At 65.8% G+C, this 17,188-nt stretch carries 19 protein-coding genes; 7 read left to right on the top strand and 12 right to left on the bottom strand.

Annotation, left to right across the window (positions count from 1 at the left end):
• Nucleotides 1–2: 2 nt before the first annotated feature.
• The 3 genes from dhaL to ACVWWN_RS03630 are packed head-to-tail and all read right to left on the bottom strand — an operon-like array spanning nt 3 to nt 2,434.
• On the bottom strand, nt 3–647 hold the full coding sequence (dhaL, locus tag ACVWWN_RS03640; protein ID WP_457142671.1) for a dihydroxyacetone kinase subunit DhaL: 645 nt from the start codon (nt 645–647) through the stop codon (nt 3–5).
• The gene (gene dhaK, locus ACVWWN_RS03635; RefSeq protein WP_457142670.1) at nt 648–1,646 is read right to left on the bottom strand and encodes a dihydroxyacetone kinase subunit DhaK; all 999 of its coding nucleotides are present in this window, start codon (nt 1,644–1,646) and stop codon (nt 648–650) included.
• An 11-nt stretch (nt 1,647–1,657) separates the two neighbouring features.
• The gene (locus ACVWWN_RS03630; protein ID WP_457142669.1) at nt 1,658–2,434 is read right to left on the bottom strand and encodes an MIP/aquaporin family protein; all 777 of its coding nucleotides are present in this window, start codon (nt 2,432–2,434) and stop codon (nt 1,658–1,660) included.
• A 157-nt stretch (nt 2,435–2,591) separates the two neighbouring features.
• Here ACVWWN_RS03630 and ACVWWN_RS03625 point away from each other — a divergent pair, with 157 nt between their 5' ends.
• The 3 genes from ACVWWN_RS03625 (at nt 2,592) to ACVWWN_RS03615 (ending at nt 5,958) form a co-directional block, all read left to right on the top strand.
• Nucleotides 2,592–3,338, top strand: coding sequence for an IclR family transcriptional regulator (locus ACVWWN_RS03625; RefSeq protein ID WP_457142668.1), 747 nt, complete (start codon nt 2,592–2,594; stop codon nt 3,336–3,338).
• A 303-nt stretch (nt 3,339–3,641) separates the two neighbouring features.
• Complete coding sequence (locus ACVWWN_RS03620; RefSeq protein ID WP_457142667.1) at nt 3,642–4,130, top strand: MmyB family transcriptional regulator; 489 nt, start codon at nt 3,642–3,644, stop codon at nt 4,128–4,130.
• A 556-nt stretch (nt 4,131–4,686) separates the two neighbouring features.
• Nucleotides 4,687–5,958, top strand: a complete 1,272-nt coding sequence (locus ACVWWN_RS03615) for a threonine/serine ThrE exporter family protein (protein ID WP_457142666.1) — start codon at nt 4,687–4,689, stop codon at nt 5,956–5,958.
• Nucleotides 5,959–6,637: 679 nt separating this feature from the next.
• On the opposite strand, the gene ACVWWN_RS03610 is transcribed toward ACVWWN_RS03615, so the two are convergent.
• The 3 genes from ACVWWN_RS03610 to ACVWWN_RS03600 form a co-directional block, all read right to left on the bottom strand.
• Nucleotides 6,638–7,534 carry a TIGR03619 family F420-dependent LLM class oxidoreductase gene (locus tag ACVWWN_RS03610; protein ID WP_457148986.1) on the bottom strand — a complete coding sequence of 299 codons (897 nt, stop codon included), beginning with the start codon at nt 7,532–7,534 and terminating at the stop codon, nt 6,638–6,640.
• Between the two features lie 139 nt (nt 7,535–7,673).
• Entirely contained in the window at nt 7,674–8,300 is a 627-nt protein-coding gene (locus tag ACVWWN_RS03605) for an NADPH-dependent F420 reductase (RefSeq protein ID WP_457142665.1), read from the bottom strand.
• 145 nt (nt 8,301–8,445) lie between these two features.
• On the bottom strand, nt 8,446–8,748 hold the full coding sequence (locus tag ACVWWN_RS03600) for a hypothetical protein (RefSeq protein ID WP_457148985.1): 303 nt from the start codon (nt 8,746–8,748) through the stop codon (nt 8,446–8,448).
• 129 nt (nt 8,749–8,877) lie between these two features.
• Here ACVWWN_RS03600 and ACVWWN_RS03595 point away from each other — a divergent pair, with 129 nt between their 5' ends.
• The gene (locus tag ACVWWN_RS03595; protein WP_457142664.1) at nt 8,878–9,351 is read left to right on the top strand and encodes a MarR family winged helix-turn-helix transcriptional regulator; all 474 of its coding nucleotides are present in this window, start codon (nt 8,878–8,880) and stop codon (nt 9,349–9,351) included.
• Nucleotides 9,352–9,411: 60 nt separating this feature from the next.
• Here the strand turns inward: ACVWWN_RS03595 and ACVWWN_RS03590 are convergent, their stop codons facing one another.
• Nucleotides 9,412–10,008 carry a TetR/AcrR family transcriptional regulator gene (locus tag ACVWWN_RS03590; protein WP_457142663.1) on the bottom strand — a complete coding sequence of 199 codons (597 nt, stop codon included), beginning with the start codon at nt 10,006–10,008 and terminating at the stop codon, nt 9,412–9,414.
• 123 nt (nt 10,009–10,131) lie between these two features.
• On the opposite strand from ACVWWN_RS03590, the gene ACVWWN_RS03585 reads away from it, so the two are divergent.
• Together ACVWWN_RS03585 and ACVWWN_RS03580 are read left to right on the top strand one after the other, a co-directional pair.
• On the top strand, nt 10,132–10,866 hold the full coding sequence (locus tag ACVWWN_RS03585) for an SDR family NAD(P)-dependent oxidoreductase (RefSeq protein WP_457142662.1): 735 nt from the start codon (nt 10,132–10,134) through the stop codon (nt 10,864–10,866).
• 383 nt (nt 10,867–11,249) lie between these two features.
• The gene (locus ACVWWN_RS03580) at nt 11,250–11,675 is read left to right on the top strand and encodes a nuclear transport factor 2 family protein (RefSeq protein WP_457142661.1); all 426 of its coding nucleotides are present in this window, start codon (nt 11,250–11,252) and stop codon (nt 11,673–11,675) included.
• Between the two features lie 586 nt (nt 11,676–12,261).
• On the opposite strand, the gene ACVWWN_RS03575 is transcribed toward ACVWWN_RS03580, so the two are convergent.
• Genes ACVWWN_RS03575 through ACVWWN_RS03555 form a run of 5 tightly spaced genes read right to left on the bottom strand, consistent with a single transcriptional unit; the run spans nt 12,262 to nt 16,077 of the window.
• Entirely contained in the window at nt 12,262–13,323 is a 1,062-nt protein-coding gene (locus ACVWWN_RS03575) for a zinc-dependent alcohol dehydrogenase family protein (protein WP_457142660.1), read from the bottom strand.
• Nucleotides 13,324–13,352: 29 nt separating this feature from the next.
• Entirely contained in the window at nt 13,353–13,787 is a 435-nt protein-coding gene (locus ACVWWN_RS03570) for a cupin domain-containing protein (RefSeq protein ID WP_457142659.1), read from the bottom strand.
• 15 nt (nt 13,788–13,802) lie between these two features.
• On the bottom strand, nt 13,803–14,201 hold the full coding sequence (locus ACVWWN_RS03565) for a DUF2255 family protein (RefSeq protein WP_457142658.1): 399 nt from the start codon (nt 14,199–14,201) through the stop codon (nt 13,803–13,805).
• Nucleotides 14,201–15,190, bottom strand: coding sequence for an aldo/keto reductase (locus ACVWWN_RS03560; RefSeq protein WP_457148984.1), 990 nt, complete (start codon nt 15,188–15,190; stop codon nt 14,201–14,203). The genes ACVWWN_RS03565 and ACVWWN_RS03560 overlap by 1 nt, the downstream gene beginning before the upstream one ends.
• Nucleotides 15,191–15,192: 2 nt before the next feature.
• On the bottom strand, nt 15,193–16,077 hold the full coding sequence (locus ACVWWN_RS03555; RefSeq protein ID WP_457142657.1) for an aldo/keto reductase: 885 nt from the start codon (nt 16,075–16,077) through the stop codon (nt 15,193–15,195).
• Between the two features lie 110 nt (nt 16,078–16,187).
• On the opposite strand from ACVWWN_RS03555, the gene ACVWWN_RS03550 reads away from it, so the two are divergent.
• Nucleotides 16,188–17,072, top strand: a complete 885-nt coding sequence (locus tag ACVWWN_RS03550; protein ID WP_457148983.1) for a helix-turn-helix transcriptional regulator — start codon at nt 16,188–16,190, stop codon at nt 17,070–17,072.
• Nucleotides 17,073–17,188 lie beyond the last annotated feature (116 nt).

Here is a 17,188-nt window from a genome sequence, read left to right as displayed (position 1 = left end):
GCTCATCCGGCCGCGAAGGCGGTCGCTGCGGCGGCGATCAACATCGCCGCCGACGTGGCGCCCGGATCCTGATGACCGACACTGCGCTGCCCGAGGTAGCTGGCCCGGCCCTTGCGTGCGACCATCGATTCGGTGGCGTCGCGGCCGTCCCTGGCTGCGGTGGCAGCGCTCGACAATGCGGCCGAAAGACCGGCTCCCGACTCCAGTGCGGCGTCGAGCGCGTCGAGTGCGGGCGCCAGCGCGTCGTACATGGTCTTGTCGCCGGACTCGGCACGCCCGCGTTGCACCACGCCCTCGACGCCGGCGCGCAGTGCCTTGGCGAAGTCGGTGGCGGCCACGCTGTCGGCAGTGCCCAGCGGGGGAGCCATGCGCAGGAAGAACGTGCCGTAGAGCGGTCCGCTGGCTCCGCCGACCGACTTCACCAACGTCATGCCGACCTGTTTGCAGAGGGCCGACATGTCCACAGGCGCAGTCTCTTCCAGGGCACCGAGCACCGCGGTCATGCCGCGCTCCATGTTGATGCCGTGGTCGGCGTCACCGATCGCTGCGTCGAGGTCCGAGAGCAACTGTGCGTTCTCACCGATCCCCCTGGCGAATTCATGGATCCATCGGGTCAGGGCGGCCACGTCGACGGTCTGGTCGGTCATTCAGCATCCCCTCCGCAGCGCCGGCGTGTTGACCGGGTGGTCCCACAGCCGCAGCATGTCGTCGTCGGCCCGCAACAGTGTGACCGAGCAGCCGGCCATGTCGAGGCTGGTGATGTACGGCCCGACCAGTGAGCGTGCGACGCGGATGCCGGCCTTGTCGAGGATCGCCGCGTACTCGGCGTACATGACATACAGCTCGATCAGTGGCGTACCGCCCATGCCGTTGACGAAGAGGATGACCCCGTCGTCGCCGGCGAAGTCGAGGTCGGAGAGGACGGTGTCGAGCATCAGCTCGGCGACGTCACGGGCAGGCTGCATGGGCAGGCGTTGGCGCCCCGGTTCGCCGTGAATACCTACGCCGACTTCGATTTCGGTGTCGGACAACTCGAACGTGGGGTGACCGACCGCGGGCACCGTGCACGACGTCAGCGCGACGCCCATGCTGCGTGATGCCGCGTTGGCGCGACGGGCGACGTCGGCCACGTCGGCGAGGCCGCGGCCCTGATCGGCTGCTGCGCCGGCGATCTTCTCCACCAGCACGGTGGCACCGACGCCGCGCCGACCCGCGGTGAAGGTGCTGTCCTGTACCGCGACGTCGTCGTCGACGAGAACCGACTCCACCGTGATGCCCTCGGCATCGGCCAGTTCAGCGGCCATCTCGAAGTTCATCACGTCGCCGGTGTAGTTCTTCACGATGTGCAGCACCCCCGCGCCACCGTCGACGTTCTTGGTTGCCTCCAGCATCTGGTCGGGCACGGGGGAGGTGAATACCTCACCGGCGCAGGCGGCATCGAGCATGCCGCGTCCGACGAAGCCGCCGTGCAGCGGCTCGTGCCCGGACCCGCCGCCCGAGAGCAGACCGACCTTGCCGGTGACCGGCGCGTCCCCGCGGTAGATGATGCGGTTGGTGTGGTCCACGCGGAGCTCGGGGTGGGCCATGGCGATCCCGCGCAGGGCCTCGCTGATGACGTCGGCTGGGTCGTTGATGAGTTTCTTCACGGGACGGCTCCTCAGGCTGCAGCGGTGGTCTGGGCGGCGGGGGTGGGGGTGGCATGCTCCGACTCGACGGGTGCCGCGTCGGCGCGGGTGCGGGAGATCGCGACGTAGGTGAGTGCGGCGAGCGCGCCGGCCAGGAACTCGGCGGCCAGGTAGACGGGCAATTGACTCCACGCGACGGAGCCGCCGGCGATCTGCTGGACGAGCATCGGGCCGAACGTGCGGGCGGGGTTGATCGACGCGCCCGTGGTGGGTGCGACCGGAATGATCGCGGCGAACACGACGAGTCCGATGGCGACGCCCGCGAACCCGGCGGAGGCCTTGCGGTGTATCACGCCGAATACGGTGAACACGAGAATGAACGTACCCACGAATTCGGCGAAGAAGGCCTGCACTGGACTCACATCTGCCGAATAGGTGGCGACGCCCAGGCCGGCGTCGCGGGCGGCCGTGCCGAGCACCCCGATGATGGCGGCCGCGCCGATGACCGCGCCAACTGCCTGGGCGGCGATGTAGGCGGGAACCCGGGACCACGGGAACTTGCCGGTGACGGCCAGACCAAGGGTGACGGCGGGGTTGATGTGGTTGCCCGAGATGTGTCCGAGGGCGTATATGGTGGCCACGACCACGGTGGCGAAGGCGAACGAGATCATGCCAAGGTCGGCCATGGTGAACGGCGCATCGCCGTTGACGATGATCGTCGCGGGGACCGATCCCACGCCGACGAACACCAGGAACGCGGTGCCGACCACTTCGGCGGCGAGTTTCTGGGTGATTGAAGGCTCGTCCATGCTGCTCTCCCTTGAGTCAGGATCGTGTTACCGCCCGTGTATCAGTCGACTATCTCGGATCACATTCGACATTATCGAATGTGATCTGGACCATACGCTTATGCTTCGATGGCCACAAGGGTGAATGTGGCGCTTTCCGACGGAGAGGCGGAACGGGATGATCCAGGCCGTGGATCGCGCGCTGCGCATCCTCACCGTGCTGCAGGGTGGCCGCCGGATGAGTCTCGGTGAGATCGCCGGTGCGATCGACCTCGCCCCGTCCACCGTGCATGGGCTGGTCCGCACATTGTTGGCTCACGGCATGGTGGCCCAAGAACTCGATTCGGCTCGGTACCGGCTCGGGCCGGCCACCCTGCGGCTGGGCAACGTATACCTGGACACCCTCGAATTGCGCTCGCGCGTGGCGATCTGGGCCGAGGGACTCGCGCGCCGGACCGGCTGCGCGGTGCGCACCGGGGTGCTGCTCTTCGACGAGGTCATAGTGGTCGCCCACGAGCCTCGGCCGGACGGCACCCGTCAGATGCCCGAGGTCGGGATCGTCATCCCCGCGCACGCCAGCGCCTTGGGCAAGGCGCTGCTCGCCTTCGGTTCGGAGTTCAAGGCCGATGAGTTGCGCAGCATGACCGGTGAGACGATCACCGATCCGGCCGTGTTGACCGCTCAGCTGGAGCAAGCCAGGGCAACCGGGATCGCCACCGAGATAGAGGAAGCGGTGCTGGGTGAATGCGCCGTGGCGGCAGCGGTTTTCGACTCCTCCGAGGAGGCCACCGGAGCGGTCGGTCTGGTAGTACCGGCCGCACGCTGGCCGTTGGGATCCGACGCGGTCGATGCGCTCCGCGACACGGCCCGCACGGTCTCGCGCGAACTAGGTGCGCCGGTATGGCCACCGCGCCGTTATCACTGACGCCTTCGTCGCCGTCCAACGCAACCAAAGGTCGGTGACGGGTCCACTCGACTACCTCATAGCCGATGGGTCCGGCATATGCGTCGAAGACGTCTTGCCCGGCTCGCCCCTTCTTGTCAGCCCCGGCGTACCGCAGCGGAGGGCCGATGTCGAAGGAAACGTTGTCGGTTGCATAGAGCGACATGACGGCGTCAGTGTCCCTGGCGGGAACACCGCCATGATCGTCTCGCTTCTTGTTTCACACTGCGTCTCAAATCCGCTGCGGCGTTAGCCGGCGAGGACGACGGTCGATTGTTGCTCTGCATGGAGGCTCTACCGGACGACGCAAGGACAACCTCGGGGTCTGTCAATCGGACTCGTGGGCGGTTCTGCTTCTTTTCACCGCAGGCCCGGGCGCTGTACCCGCACTGGGACGAGGCAGCCAACACGACTGTGGCGATGTTGCGCACCGAAGCCGGCCGTCACCCCTGTGACCGTGACCCGTCCGATTTGATCGGTGAGTTGTCCACCCGCAATGACACATTCCGCGACCGTTGGGCCAATCACAACGTTCGGCTGCACCGCACCGGCGCCAACGTGTACCAGCATCCCGTGGTCGGCCGACTCACCCTGGAATTCGAGGTCATGGATCTCTCGGCCGATGACGGGCTGGCGTTGACCGCGTTCACCGCTGCTGACCCGGCGTCACGGGACGGCCTGAAGCTGCTGGCCAGTTGGGCCGCGACCCTCGGCCACGACGATCAACGGGACGTGCAGCAGTCGGCGGTCCAGAAGAACCGCAACACAACGTAATTCGAGAGAGCATTCGACATCACGGACCGAAGTCGACTCCGGCACTCGTTAAGTCGAGGGCAGCGTGAAGAGCTACCGCACCCGCGCCGTATTGATACGGCGTTACGGCCGAGCCGCTTTACTCGACTGTGGTCTCGCAGAACTGTGTGTGGATGCCGCATCAGTTCGAACAAGCGGCACGCCCTGATCGCCGCACAGCCTGGGATTGCGTTGGCCCAGACTGGGCGGGACGAAATGATTGCGAATGCCCTCGGCCTCGAGCGGTCGCCGCGGTGGCACTGTTTCTCACCGGTGGCCGGGCTTAGGCCGGTGGTGACCTCCCTTCTTCGGAAGGCTCGCGGGCCGAAACAGAGTTGTGTCGTGCGAACACATGCCAAGGATGCTTGGGTGCGGCTGCGGATTGCTCAGCACGCCGCGAAGCGCGCTGGCCAACGCCACTACGCCGCCAAGCAAGTAAGACGAGTTGATCCACGACTTCGCGAGCGAAACGATCTCATGATGACGACGATCATGGTCATGCCGCTGGGCCTGCGGGTCGACCTGGCAGAGTGACTCCGTGTCCGAAGACGACGACGCCGTCCGCGCTTTGTTGGCCTACCTGGGCGCGGCGATGGTGGCGACGGGGCAGCCGGTCAGCGACGTGGAGGACGAGCTAGCCGAAGTGAGCGCCGCGCTGGGCTACCCCGACGTCCAGATTGCGGCTTCACCGACCGGGGTCATGCTGAACCTGGCCAGCGGTGCCGCCGCGACGTTCGAGTCGGTCAAGGGTGGACTGCGTCTCGACCAGGCCGCCGAGGTCCGGGCGATCCGTCATCGGTTGAGGCTGTCCACCGTCACGGTGTCCCAGGCCACCGAGGAGCTTCTCGAACTGCGCCATCGCCCGCCCCGGTATCCGCAGTGGTTGGCCAACTTCGGTTGGATCGCGATCGCTACGGGAATCGCTCTCATCCTCCAGCCCGGCGGCGCCAACGTCGCCTTCGCGGCCGTCGGGGCCGTCGTGGTGGTCGCCCTTTTCCGGCTGGGGCAGCGGTTCGGCCTGATCGCCACCCTGCTACCGACGCTCGCGGCCTTCCTGCTGGCGTGCGGGGTCTTCGCAGCCGCCAACGCCGACTTGCTGGACGGACCACTGCGCACCCTGCTGCCGCCGCTGGCCGTGCTGTTGCCCGGCGCGTTGATCGTCACCGCGATGTCGGAGCTGGCCGCCGGCGACATGGTCGCCGGAGCATCACGGTTGACCTTCGGGCTGGTTCAGCTGTTGCTGTTCACCCTGGGCATCGTCGCGGCCAGCCACGTGATCACTGTGCCTGCAGCCGAATTGACCAATCTCCGCGTCGACACACTCGGCTGGTGGGCCGCGCCGCTGGGGCTGATTCTGATCAGCATCGGAATCGGGGTTCTAGAGAGTCCGCCGGTGCGACTGCTGCCGTGGATCACCGTGGTCTTGATCCTCGCCTTCGCCGCGCAGAGTTTCGGACAACACGTCGGTGGTGCGGTGCTCGGCAGCTTCCTGGGCGCGGTCGCCGCCAGCCTGGGTTCGTCAGTCGTCGAGGCCGTGCGTCCGAACCTGCCGCGGTTGGTGGTCTTTCTGCCGGCATTCTGGCTGCTCGTCCCCGGCAGCCTCGGTTTGCTCTCCACTACCGCCCTCATCACCAATCCCGGCGGTGGTGCGGCGAATGCATTCGGGGTGGTGACGGTGGTCTGTGCGATCGCGGTCGGGTTGTTGGTCGGCGCGGCAGTCGCTCGGTCCTTCGGCGGTGCAATCCAGAGGCTGCGGCGCGGGTATCCGCTGCGGGGACGCGGTCGGCCGGGCCGGAGCCTTCTGCGCTGAACGGCCTCATCCCTGGACTAGATACCGCTACGCAGCGGTGAGGCTGCCTCATTCGCCAGCCGAGGATGTTATGGCCGGGGCACCGTTGAAGTTGTTAGTGCGCCTGGGGCCCTGAAGTATTCGGTCAACGCCGATCAATTGCGCTGCCAGACCTCGAGACTGGCCGACGAGACTGAGTAACGATAAAGCCTCCGTCGGCCACAATTACCGCGTCACCGTTGTGGCACCAAAATCGACGTCACCTCGGAACCATCGACCCTTGTGCGACGTCAACAGCGTTGCGGTGCAGATCATTCGCGACGGACGATTGCGCCCGTACCAATCCGCGGAGGCGAGTCGTCGAGGTCACCGCGCAGGGGTCATCATGACAAACTGGAAAGATCTGCACACCGAGGCGGTACTGAGTTCGCCGAGTCGATGAAGCCCGAACTGTTGATGCGAAGATTAACAAGCTTTCGCGACACGCTGAAGTCTTGTCAAAGTAACTTCGCGTCTCCTGTCAATCTTCCTGCATCTCGACAGACGGGGGTGTGACTTCTCACGCTGCGTGTTGGGTGACGGCGGCGCGGGCGGAGTGTTCCATCGAGAGGGGCGGCGGCGTAAAACCTAGGGCGCTCGACGAACATTTGGCACCGTCAAGTGCCACGCCACTTGATCCGCCCGTGATGCGGCTGTCCCGTCAAGCCGTCCGACGATTACTCCACTTGGTGATTACCTGGCTGGCGAAGTCGAGCATCTGGTCAAGGCTGGGGAACAGTGCGAAGGCGTCTACGATCGCCTCGTCGATGCCGGACCCCGCGAAGCGTTCGAGCTTGTCGACGAGCGAGTCGACTGACGTGCCCGGTTCGAGGTTGATCCGCATGGCCGTCTTCAGCGCGTCAGGATCGCGGCCGGCGTCCTGCGCCGCACGGCGGGCAATCGACCACAAGTGGTCGGAAGAGTCCTGCAGCCCTTCGACCCCGAGCCAGCCGGTGCCCATGCGGCCGACCCGGCGCATCGCGGCTTCGCTGGCACCGCCGATCCAGATGGGCGGACCGCCAGGCTGGACCGGGCGCAGGTCGGCATGGACCGGCGGCAGGGAGAAGAACTCGCTGGCCCACGACACCGGAGTGGTCGTCCACCACTCGCGCAGAAACGCAAGCAGGTCATCGAGCATCCGCCCGCGGCGGCGCCAGTCTGCGCCGCGGGCGATGTCGAGTTCGTCCTTCATCCACCCGACTCCCACGCCAACGTCGAGGCGGCCGTCGCTGAGCACGTCGAGCGTGGTCAGCATCCGGGCCATGTGCGTCGGCTCGTAGTAGAACGTGCTGAGCGTGCTGGCGTTCAGCCGCACTCGGGTGGTCGCCGTCGCGGCGACCGTCCACAGCAGCACCGGATCGAGGTAACGGGTCATCTGCGGCGGGTACGGCTGCTCATTGCCCGGATAGGTGGCCTGCATATTCACCGGCGTGACCAGTCGATCGGCGACCCACAGGGTGTCATAACCAAGGTCCTCGAGTCCGCGGCAGAACGCGCTCAGGCCAACGGCGCTGCTGACAGCGGGCCCGACTATGGGAATGACGAAACCAAGCTTCATCGCGGGGCGCCTGCCCGCGGAGAATCGGCGGCCTACGCTGACTCCCGACATTGCGAACCTTTCAGTGAACCATCAACAATTACGTGGGTGCGACAGTGCGCGTGTTCGTTCACTGCTCTACCTGACGGCGCGGTGCGACTCAGCCGGCAAATTCGGTGGCGCCGAGAGCGACGTCAAAGTTTCCCAACCCATGACGGGCGAGACCCATGAGAACCAGGCCCGTTCCCTCCAGCCAGTGCGCCATCTTCAAGCCGCCGACGTCCAACGGGCGCAGCCCGAGGCTGTCGATGAACTCCGACACGTGTGCCTTGGCCTGCGCATCGTCGCCAGCGATGAACACATCGGGCGTCCGGCCCTTCTCCAGGACATGACCAAAGACGGTGTTGAATGCCTTCACCACGCTGGCGCCGGCCGGGGCCGCCTTGGCGACTTCCTGTGCGATCGAGGTGTCATCGGGGATCGCGAGCCCGTCGGCCGCGGAATTGAAGGGATTGCTGATGTCGACGATGACCTTGTCTGTCAAGGCGTTTCCGTACTGGGCGACGACCGGCACGACATCGGCATACCTCAGGGCCACGATGACGATCTCCCCGGCTGGCGCGGCCCCGAAATCTCCCGTCCCGGTACTGCCACCGAGAGCGGTGGCGAGGTCAGCGGCCTTGGACCGATCGCGGCCGATGACCTCGACGGCGTTACCGCCCCCTACTGCCAGCGCGCCGATAGCGCGGGCCATGTTTCCGGTGCCGATGATGCTGATGCTGCTCATGAGAGGTCCCGTCTTGTCTCTGGAAGAAAAGGTTGACTCCTCCACCTTAGGTTGTTTGGTGTACGTGTCAACCAATCGGAGGCGTGGAGCGGCGGATGGAACCGAACTCGCCGAGGTCGCGTGAGGTGCGCCCCCCGGTGGTCCTTCAGGCACGCGCAGCATCACCTCGGCGTCCACTTGTGCCGGGGCGTCCTGTCCGGCCGACCACCTGGTGGTGCATTCGGGGTCGTGACTGGCTACCGAGTGCCCGCCGAGGAGCGCCGGGCACTCGCCGCACTGGCGTACGGCACGGCGAGGATGACGATGTCCCCGGCCGGGGCGGTGCCCGTGTCCCGACAGTGGCGCCGCCAAGCACGGCGGCCAATTGCTTGGCTTTGACCGGGTCGCGGCCGACGATCTCGACTGGGTTGCCGCCAGCGAGCGCCCGTCCTGCCAGCGCGCCGGCCATGTTCCCGGTGCCGATGATGTTGATGCTGCCCATGAGGCGACCTGACTTGGCTACGATGTGAAAGGTTGACAGCTCCACCTTAAGACTAATTTTGTAGATGACTCAACAATTGAGGGAGCATGGAGAGCGGTGGAACCGAACTGGCTGAACGCTCGTGAAGCCCGCTCCTGGCGAGCCTTTGTCGACGCGCATCATCAGCTCGAGGTCCACCTGAACCGACGCCTGCAGGAATCCGGGCTCTCCGGGGCCGACTATGAGGTCCTGGCATTGCTCTCGGCTCTCGACGGGGACCGCATGCCCGCACGGGCCCTGTGCGACGCACTCGGCTGGGAGAAGAGCCGTCTCTCCCACCAGGTTCGGCGCATGCAGACCGACGGGCTGATCAGCCGCGAGCCCAACCCCGATGACGCCCGTAGCACCATGGTTTGCTTGCTGCCGGCCGGCCGCGCCGCCATCGAGAAAGCGGCGCCCGGGCACGTGGAGGACGTTCGCCGGAACTTCATCGACCTGATGACCCCCGCTGAACTCGACATGCTCGCCGCCCTCAACGAACGAATACTGCACCACCTAACCCAAGGCGACGACCCTTCCCCTCCCTCCTGAGGCGTGGCTTCTCAAGTGTCTTGTTGCTGCCGGATCCGGCACGCCGCCCGTCCCGGTTGGCTACTGCCCGCCTGCGCCAAGCGGTACCGCTGCCGCGGGGATGGCGTTGTCGACGAGGACGACTGCGATGGCGGCGGCGGTGGCGAAGGTGTCGGTGTCGAGCACTCGGTTGCGGGCCGAAGCGCCATCCAAGAGCAGCGCCAGTTGTTCGCCGAGTTGTTCGGGATCGGTGGCGCCGGCCTCGCGCGCGGTTTCAGTGAGCCGCGCGGCAAAAGCCGTCTTGTAGTCGCGGGCGCGTAGGCGTGCCGGGTGGCCCGCGTCGTGGAGTTCGACGGCCGCCGCGATGAACGGGCACAGAGGCGCGTGAATGTCGAAGACGGCGAGGAGCCGCTCGCGGGGTGTGAGGTCGGTGCGGTCGAACACTTCGGGCAGGATGTCGGGATCGAATCGGCGTAGGTGTTCGGCGATCAGCTCGTCCTTACTGGTGAAGTGCTGGTAGAACGTGCGCTTGGACACTTGGGCCACCGCGCAGAGCTGGTCCAGGCCGGTGCTGTTGATGCCTTGATCGCGGAACAGTTGTCGTGAAGCGCCGAGGATGCGCTCTCGTGCGCCCCTGCCGCGGCGCAGACCTCGCGGCCCCTTCTCTAATTCCGTCATACGCTCAGCGTAGCCCAGTTGGGTACGGATCGGTGTGCATAGCTTGCATTCCACTCACCCATCCGATACGTTAAGTACGCAGATCGGTGTACATAGAATGGTTATCGGATGAATGGAGCGATCGTGGGAAAGCTTGATGGCAAGGTCGCGGTGATCACCGGCGCGACAAGTGGTATGGCGCTGGCCGGTGCCAAGTTGTTTGTCGACGAAGGAGCTCACGTCTTCATCTCGGGCCGACGGAAGGATGCGCTGGACCAGGCCGTCGAACAGATCGGGCGGAACGTGACCGGCGTGCAGGGCGACTCGGCCAACCTCGACGATCTGGACCGTTTGTTCGACACGGTCAAACAGGAAAAGGGCGCGATCGACGTGTTGTGGGCAAGCGCCGGGGTAGGCAAGCAGAACAGGCTCGGTGAGATCACCGAGGGGGACTTCCATGACGCCTTCTGGCTGAACGCGCGCGGCACGCTGTTCACGGTCCAGAAGGCGCTGCCGCTATTCAACGATGGCGGCTCGATCTTCATGACCGGATCGAACGCATCGCTGAGGGGCTACCCGAATTGGAGTGTGTACGCGGGAAGCAAGGCCGTGTTGCCCGCGTATGCACGGGTGTGGGTGTCAGAGTTGAGGGACAAGAAGATCCGGGTGAACGTGCTGACCCCCGGCCAGGTCGCCTCGCCGATGTTGGCGGAGGTGATGAACGAGGAGATGAAGGCGCAGTTTGAGTCCGTGATCCCGCGGCGAGAGATGGGCCGCCCCGAGGAGGTCGCGTCGGCAGCGTTGTTCCTCGCTTCCGACGACTCGAGCTATGTCAATGGCATGGAGTTGGTTGTCGACGGCGGCACCACAGTGATCTGAGTGAGCGACGACGGCATGTATGCCGACACAAACGTCGCGCCCCGAACTTCGGTCACCACCGCAAAAGAGTGCCAGGTCTTCCGATTTACGGAATCCGTTGTGGTGGAATCTTATTCGGGCCATCGCACAGCCGCGCCTTTAGGGCGATCATCCCGGACCTGATGAACTCGCGGATCCGGCTTCGCAGCGAGGTTGCCGCGACCCTGCGGGCACTCAGCGCAGTCGTTCACCGGAACCACTCACTATGGCGCCGGCGGGAATCGATGACATTGATCTCAGTCGGCGAGTTCATCTCACCTTCATGACCGGGCATATCGACTCGAACGGGTGGGCGCACAGATCAGGTCTCACACCACGAGCAACGAAGGACTCAAGGAGTAACCATGACCACATTCGCCCCGCACCGCGACGCGGTGGAATTCTTCGTCGATTGCATGCACGGCGGCGCTGACATAGACGCGCTTTCCGGAATCCTCGCCGAGGACGTGGTGCTGTACGGCCCGCTCGGCGATGAGCCACTCACCGGCCGCGAGGCAGTCCTGGAAGCCATGCGGATGGTCGGCACGGTGGCGGCGGACCTCACCTACAAGGAAGTCCTCAGCGGCGAGACGCACCACGCCGCGTACTTTCGGCTGCAGATCGAAGACGCCGTGGTCAACGGGGTGGACTACATCCTGCTCGACGGGGACGGCAAGATCGCCGAGGTGACGATATGGTGGCGCCCGCTGCCGTCCGGCGTCCAGATGCAGAGGCACCTTGCTGGTCTCCTCGGCATGAAGCCCTGGGATCTCCTCACCCAGACGGAGTAACCGTGACGCTCGGTCCCGAATGCTCAAGTGGTCACCGCACAGACGGGGCCGCTGCCGCCGACACCTCCGGGGCGGCCATTTCGGGCCGACCCGGCCACCAACCCCAACGTCACTCACCCTGGCCACCGGCCCCCGGGCACGAACGAGGCAACGCGGAAGATCGAGACCGCGGAAGAGAGCACATCATGAGCGGCATCGGCATCATCGGCTCGGGAAACATGGCCAGCGCCATCGGCGCCATGGCCGTCAAGGGCGGACTTCAACTTCTCCTCGGCGTCAAAGCCGGATGAGACTCAGGGGTTGGGTACCGACGTCGGTTTCTCGGAGCGAGCGTGGATCCGTTCTCGAAGCTATCGCTAGCGCGCTGCGCATGACCTCAGACGAGCGGCGTCACCTTTTCGATCTCGCTCGCCTGGCCAACGCTCCCCGAGCCGCCGATGTGAGCGCGCCGAATGCGGCGGCGACAACGGAGTACGGCGCGAATTGACTCGCGGCCTGATGGTGTGCGCAGGAGTGCGTCCGTCGAAGTGCGTGGAGGGGCTTGAGGCGCCCTCACGTACGGTCTGGCTGGCGCTGATCTGTTGTGTCAGCCGCGTGAGTTGACGTCGCCGACGCGCACGAGTGACTTGATTGCGCGCCGCTCGTCCATCGCGGCGTATGCCTCGGCGATGCCGGCGAGGTCGGTGGTGAGGTCGAAGACCTTGCCGGGGTTGATGCGTTCGGCGAGCACGTCCTCGATCAGCTCGGGCAGGTAGGCCCGCACAGGAGCCGGACCGCCGTGCACTCCGACGTTACGCACGAAGATCTCCAGTGCCGGAATCTCGACGCCATGCGGCAGACCCACGTTGCCGACGACGGCGCCGGCCCGGCAGATGGCGATTGCGGTTTGCATGGCCTCGTTCGTGCCCACGCATTCCAAGGCCGCATCCACCCCCACGCCGTCGGTCAGCTTCTTCACCTCTTCGACCGCCTGGTCACCCCGGGTGTCGACGATGTCGGTGGCACCGAACTCCCGTGCGAGTTTCTGGCGGTCGGCATGACGGCTCAGGATGATGATGCGCTCTGCGCCAATACGTTTGGCGGCGATGACGGCGCACAGGCCCACCGCTCCGTCACCAACCACTGCGACGACATCGCCGGGTTCGACTTGTGCACTCACCGCGGCGTGCTGGCCGGTTCCCATGACGTCGGACAAGGCGAGAAGCGAGGCCAGCACATCGTCGCTGTAGTCCGACGGCGACCCGGGCACCGTGACCAGGGTGCCGTCGGCTTGGGGCACTCGTACGAGTTCGCCTTGACCGCCGTCACCGTTTCCGGCGGGGATGAAACCGCCGTGTGCGCAGGCGGTGGTCATTCCGACCTGGCAGTCCGGGCATGTTCCGTCGCTGTAGGCGAATGGTGACACCACAAAGTCACCTACGGCAACGGTGTTGACGTCGTCGCCGACCTGCTCGACGACGCCGATGAACTCGTGTCCGATGGGGCTTTCGGCGGGGAAGTCCGTCTCGCCGCGGTAGTACCACAGGTCCGAGCCGCACACGCACGCCAGGACGACGCGGACGACCGCATCGGTCGATTCCTTGATGACAGGGTCGGGTCGATCGCCGATTTCGATCTCGCCCGGCCCCTTGAAGATTGCGGCTTTCATAATTCTCCTTTGTGTGTTTGTCGGGTGATCTAGCGGTCGATCATCGCCATCTGGGCTTCGTTGTGGTGATCGCCGGCGGGTGGGGTGTCGTCGGTGACGTGCTCGCCCCACGTGGTCTCCGGCTGGCCGGAACCCGGAGCCGGGGTCTCCCACATCGCCAGGTGCGTCATGAACTGCTCGGGTGCGGCGCCGTGCCAGTGCCATTCGCCCGGCGGCGTGTAGACGGGCCGCATGACCATGATGTCGCCGCCGCACGACTGCACTTGCCCCACCCCGTCGGTCTCGTGCAGCGTTTGACCCATCGCGTGGGTGTGCCACGCGGTACGCGCGCATGGTGCGAAACGCACCACGTTCGCCCGCATGCGTGACGGTTCCTGGCCCTTGTAGATGACGTCGAAGTAGACGTCTCCGGTGAACATCTCGGCCGGTCCCATGGTGGACGGATGCCGTTCGAGTTTCTGCATCGTCACTCCTGCGGTCTATCGGGGTGGTTCGGCGTGCGGGACGAGCTTGAGTGTGGTGGCGCGTGCCGGCGGGCTGGTGATCGCGGCGACCGGGCCCGGATACTGCCCGTACTTCATTCGGTATGCGGCGTCGACGGCGTCACGGATGGCGTCGTCGCCGCCGTCCACCTCAACGAAGTCGATGTCGGCCTCCACACTGCCGGCGCTGATGTACCCCTCGCGGCGTACCCGCGTTCCTCGGAACCATGCGGCGTCGGCGCCATTGACCGACCGGGTGAACAGATCGTCACCGGCCCGCACCACCCAGACGATCACCGGCTTGCGTAGTGAGCCGTCCCGGCGACGCCCAGAGACTCGGACTTCCTGCGCCTCGCCGAGACGGTCGAGTTGGTCCTTCGTCCAAGCTGCGGTCATCAGAGGCCCACCATCGCCATGCCGGCGGAGTTGTATCGGTCGCCCTGCACGCCGACCCGTGCGGCCAGAGCGTCGAGGTCGGCGACGTCGTCGGCAGACAGCGCGACCTGTGTGGCACCGGCGTTCTCGTCGACGCGGCCACGGCGGCGGGTGCCGGGGATCGGCACGATCCACGGCTGCTGGGCCAGGAGCCACGCGAGCGCAATCTGGCCCGGGCTGGCGCCCTTGGCCTCGGCGAGGATGCGCACCTGACTGACCAGCGCCTCGTTGGCGCCGATATTGTCGGCGGCGAACCGCGGAATGGTCGTCCGAACGTCTCCGGCGGCGAATTCAGTTGCCCCGGAAACAGTTCCGGTCAGAAAGCCCTTGCCCAGCGGGCTGAACGGCACGAACCCGACGCCGAGCTCCGCGCACGTGGGCAACACTTCGGCCTCGGGATCCCTGGTCCACAGCGAGTATTCGCTCTGCACGGCCGTCACCGGATGCACGGCGTGGGCGCGGCGGATGGTCGCAGCACCGGCTTCCGACAGCCCGAAATGCCGCACTTTCCCTGCTTCGACGAGTTCGGCGACCGTGCCGGCGACGTCTTCGATGGGCACGTCCAGGTCGACCCGGTGTTGATAAAACAGGTCGATCACGTCGGTGCGCAGCCTCTTGAGGGAGGCGTCGGCAACCCGCTTGATCTGCTCGGGGCGCGAGTCGGTACCCACCATCTTGCCGTCGACGATGTTCCAGCCGAACTTTGTCGCGATCATGACCCGGTCGCGTAGCGGTGCCAGCGCCTCGCCGACGAGTTCCTCGTTGACGTAGGGGCCATAGACCTCGGCGGTGTCGAAGAACGTGACGCCGGCCTGCTCTACCGCGTGGCGCAGTACGCCGATCATGTCGTCGCGGTCGCCGGGGTTGGGGCCGTAGCTCTGCGACATCCCCATGGCGCCCAGTCCGATGGCCGAGACCTCCAGTCCCTGGCCCAGTGTGCGTGTATGCATGCTCATGCCTCCGGAATGTTGATGCCGTAGTTCTCGCGGGTGATGTCCTCGGGCTCGGGGCCGCCGCGGATGCCGGTGTCCAGCGCGTCGATGGCGGCCAGCTGCTCGGTGCTGAGGTCGAAGTCGAAGACGTCGAAGTTCTCGGCGATCCGGGACGGCGTGACGGACTTCGGGATCACCTGGCGGCCCTGTTGCAAATGCCAGCGCAACATGACCTGCGCCGGTGTCTTGCGATGTGCGGCGGCGATCTCGACGATGACCGGGTTCTCCAGGGTCGAGGTGTGTGGGCCCTCGCGGTAGAACGTGATGCCGCCGATCGGTGCCCAGGCCTGATTGAGGATGCCGTGCTCATCGTCATACGCCAGGAGTTCGGACTGGCGAAAGTACGGGTGGACCTCAATCTGGTTGATCGCGGGCACCACCTGGGTCTCAGTCAGCAGTTTGTCGAGGTGGGGCGGCATGAAGTTGGAGACGCCGATCGCGCGGACCTTGCCGTCGGCGTGGAGCGTCTCCAGCGCCTTGTACGCGCCGACGGTGAGCTCGAACTCGCCTGGCACCGCCTGGTGCAGGATCAGCAGGTCGAGCTGTTCGACGCCAAGCTTGCCGATGGCCTTGTCGTAAGCGTGCAGCGTGGCGTCGTAGCCGAAGTCGGTGATCCATACCTTTGTTTCGACGAAGAGGTCCTCGCGGGCCAGCCCGGACCGGCGGATCGCTTCGCCGACCTCGCGCTCGTTGCCGTAGGCCGCGGCGGTGTCGATGTGGCGGTAACCGGTCTGCAGCGCCGTCTCGACGGCGGCGATGGTCTCCTCCGATGCGGTCTGGAAGACGCCGAAGCCCAGCACGGGCATCTCGACGCCGTTGTTCAGGGTGAAGGCGGGAATGCTCATGTCCTCGACGCTAGGCGTCGCCGACGGAGCCTGGGAGTGCCTGATGAGCGGGGTATTGGGAGTACCTCCCAACGGGGTGCCGGCCTGCCTACGGTGGAGGTATGACCGCGATGGACCCCCACAGCGAGGTGCGTCAGTTCTTGAGTTCGCGGCGCGCGCGGATCAGCCCTGAACAGGCCGGACTTCCCGCGTACGGCGGCAACCGCCGCGTCAAGGGTTTGCGGCGTGAAGAGGTGGCGATGCTGGCCGGGGTGTCCGTTGACTACTACGTACGCATGGAGCGCGGCAACCTGGCCGGCGCGTCGGACAGCGTGCTGGACGCGCTCGCATCTGCGTTGCAACTCGACGAGGCGGAGCGTGAGCACCTTTATGCGCTCGCCAGGGCGTCCGGCGCGGGAGGCGGCCGCCGTAAGCGCAAGACGTCGGGGACGGTTCGTCCCGCCCTGCAACAGGTTCTCGATGCCATCACCGATGCGCCGGCATGGGTCCGCAACGGCCGCCATGACGTGCTGGCGATGAACCAGTTGGCCCGCGCGCTCTACGCGCCGGTGCTCGCCGATCCGCGTCGTCCAGCGAACACCGCGCGGTTCGTGTACTTGAACCGCGAAGTTGCCGAGCAGTTCTTCGTCGACTACGACACGATCGCCCGAGACGCGGCCGCGATGCTTCGCCTCGAGGCCGGTCAGAACCCGCACGACGAGGACTTGATCGCCTTGGTCGGTGAATTGTCGATGCGCAGTGAGCTTTTCAGGAAGCAGTGGGCGTCCCAGGACGTCCGCTTCCACCGATCCGGCCGAAAACGGCTTCGCCACCCCGCCGTCGGTCAACTCGACCTCGACTTCGAGGCGATGCAGCTTCCCTCTGACCCTGGGCTTCAGCTCAACATCTACACCGCGCCGGCTAACACGCCCACTGCCGATGGCCTCAAGCTGCTGGCGTCGTGGGCGGCCAGCCAAGACCACCTCGCCACCGAACAGGCCACGGCCAAAAGCTAAGACGCTCAGCATGCCCTTCTCGGAACCGTGGACCGACGTCGCGCCCCCGGAGTTGCCGCGCAACACCGTGAGCTACTTCTGGCGCAGCAGCGCCGAAACAACTAGCGAACACTGGT

The sequence above is a fragment of the Mycobacterium sp. URHB0021 genome, from assembly GCF_054057895.1.
This window is presented reverse-complemented; position numbering and strand designations above follow the sequence as displayed.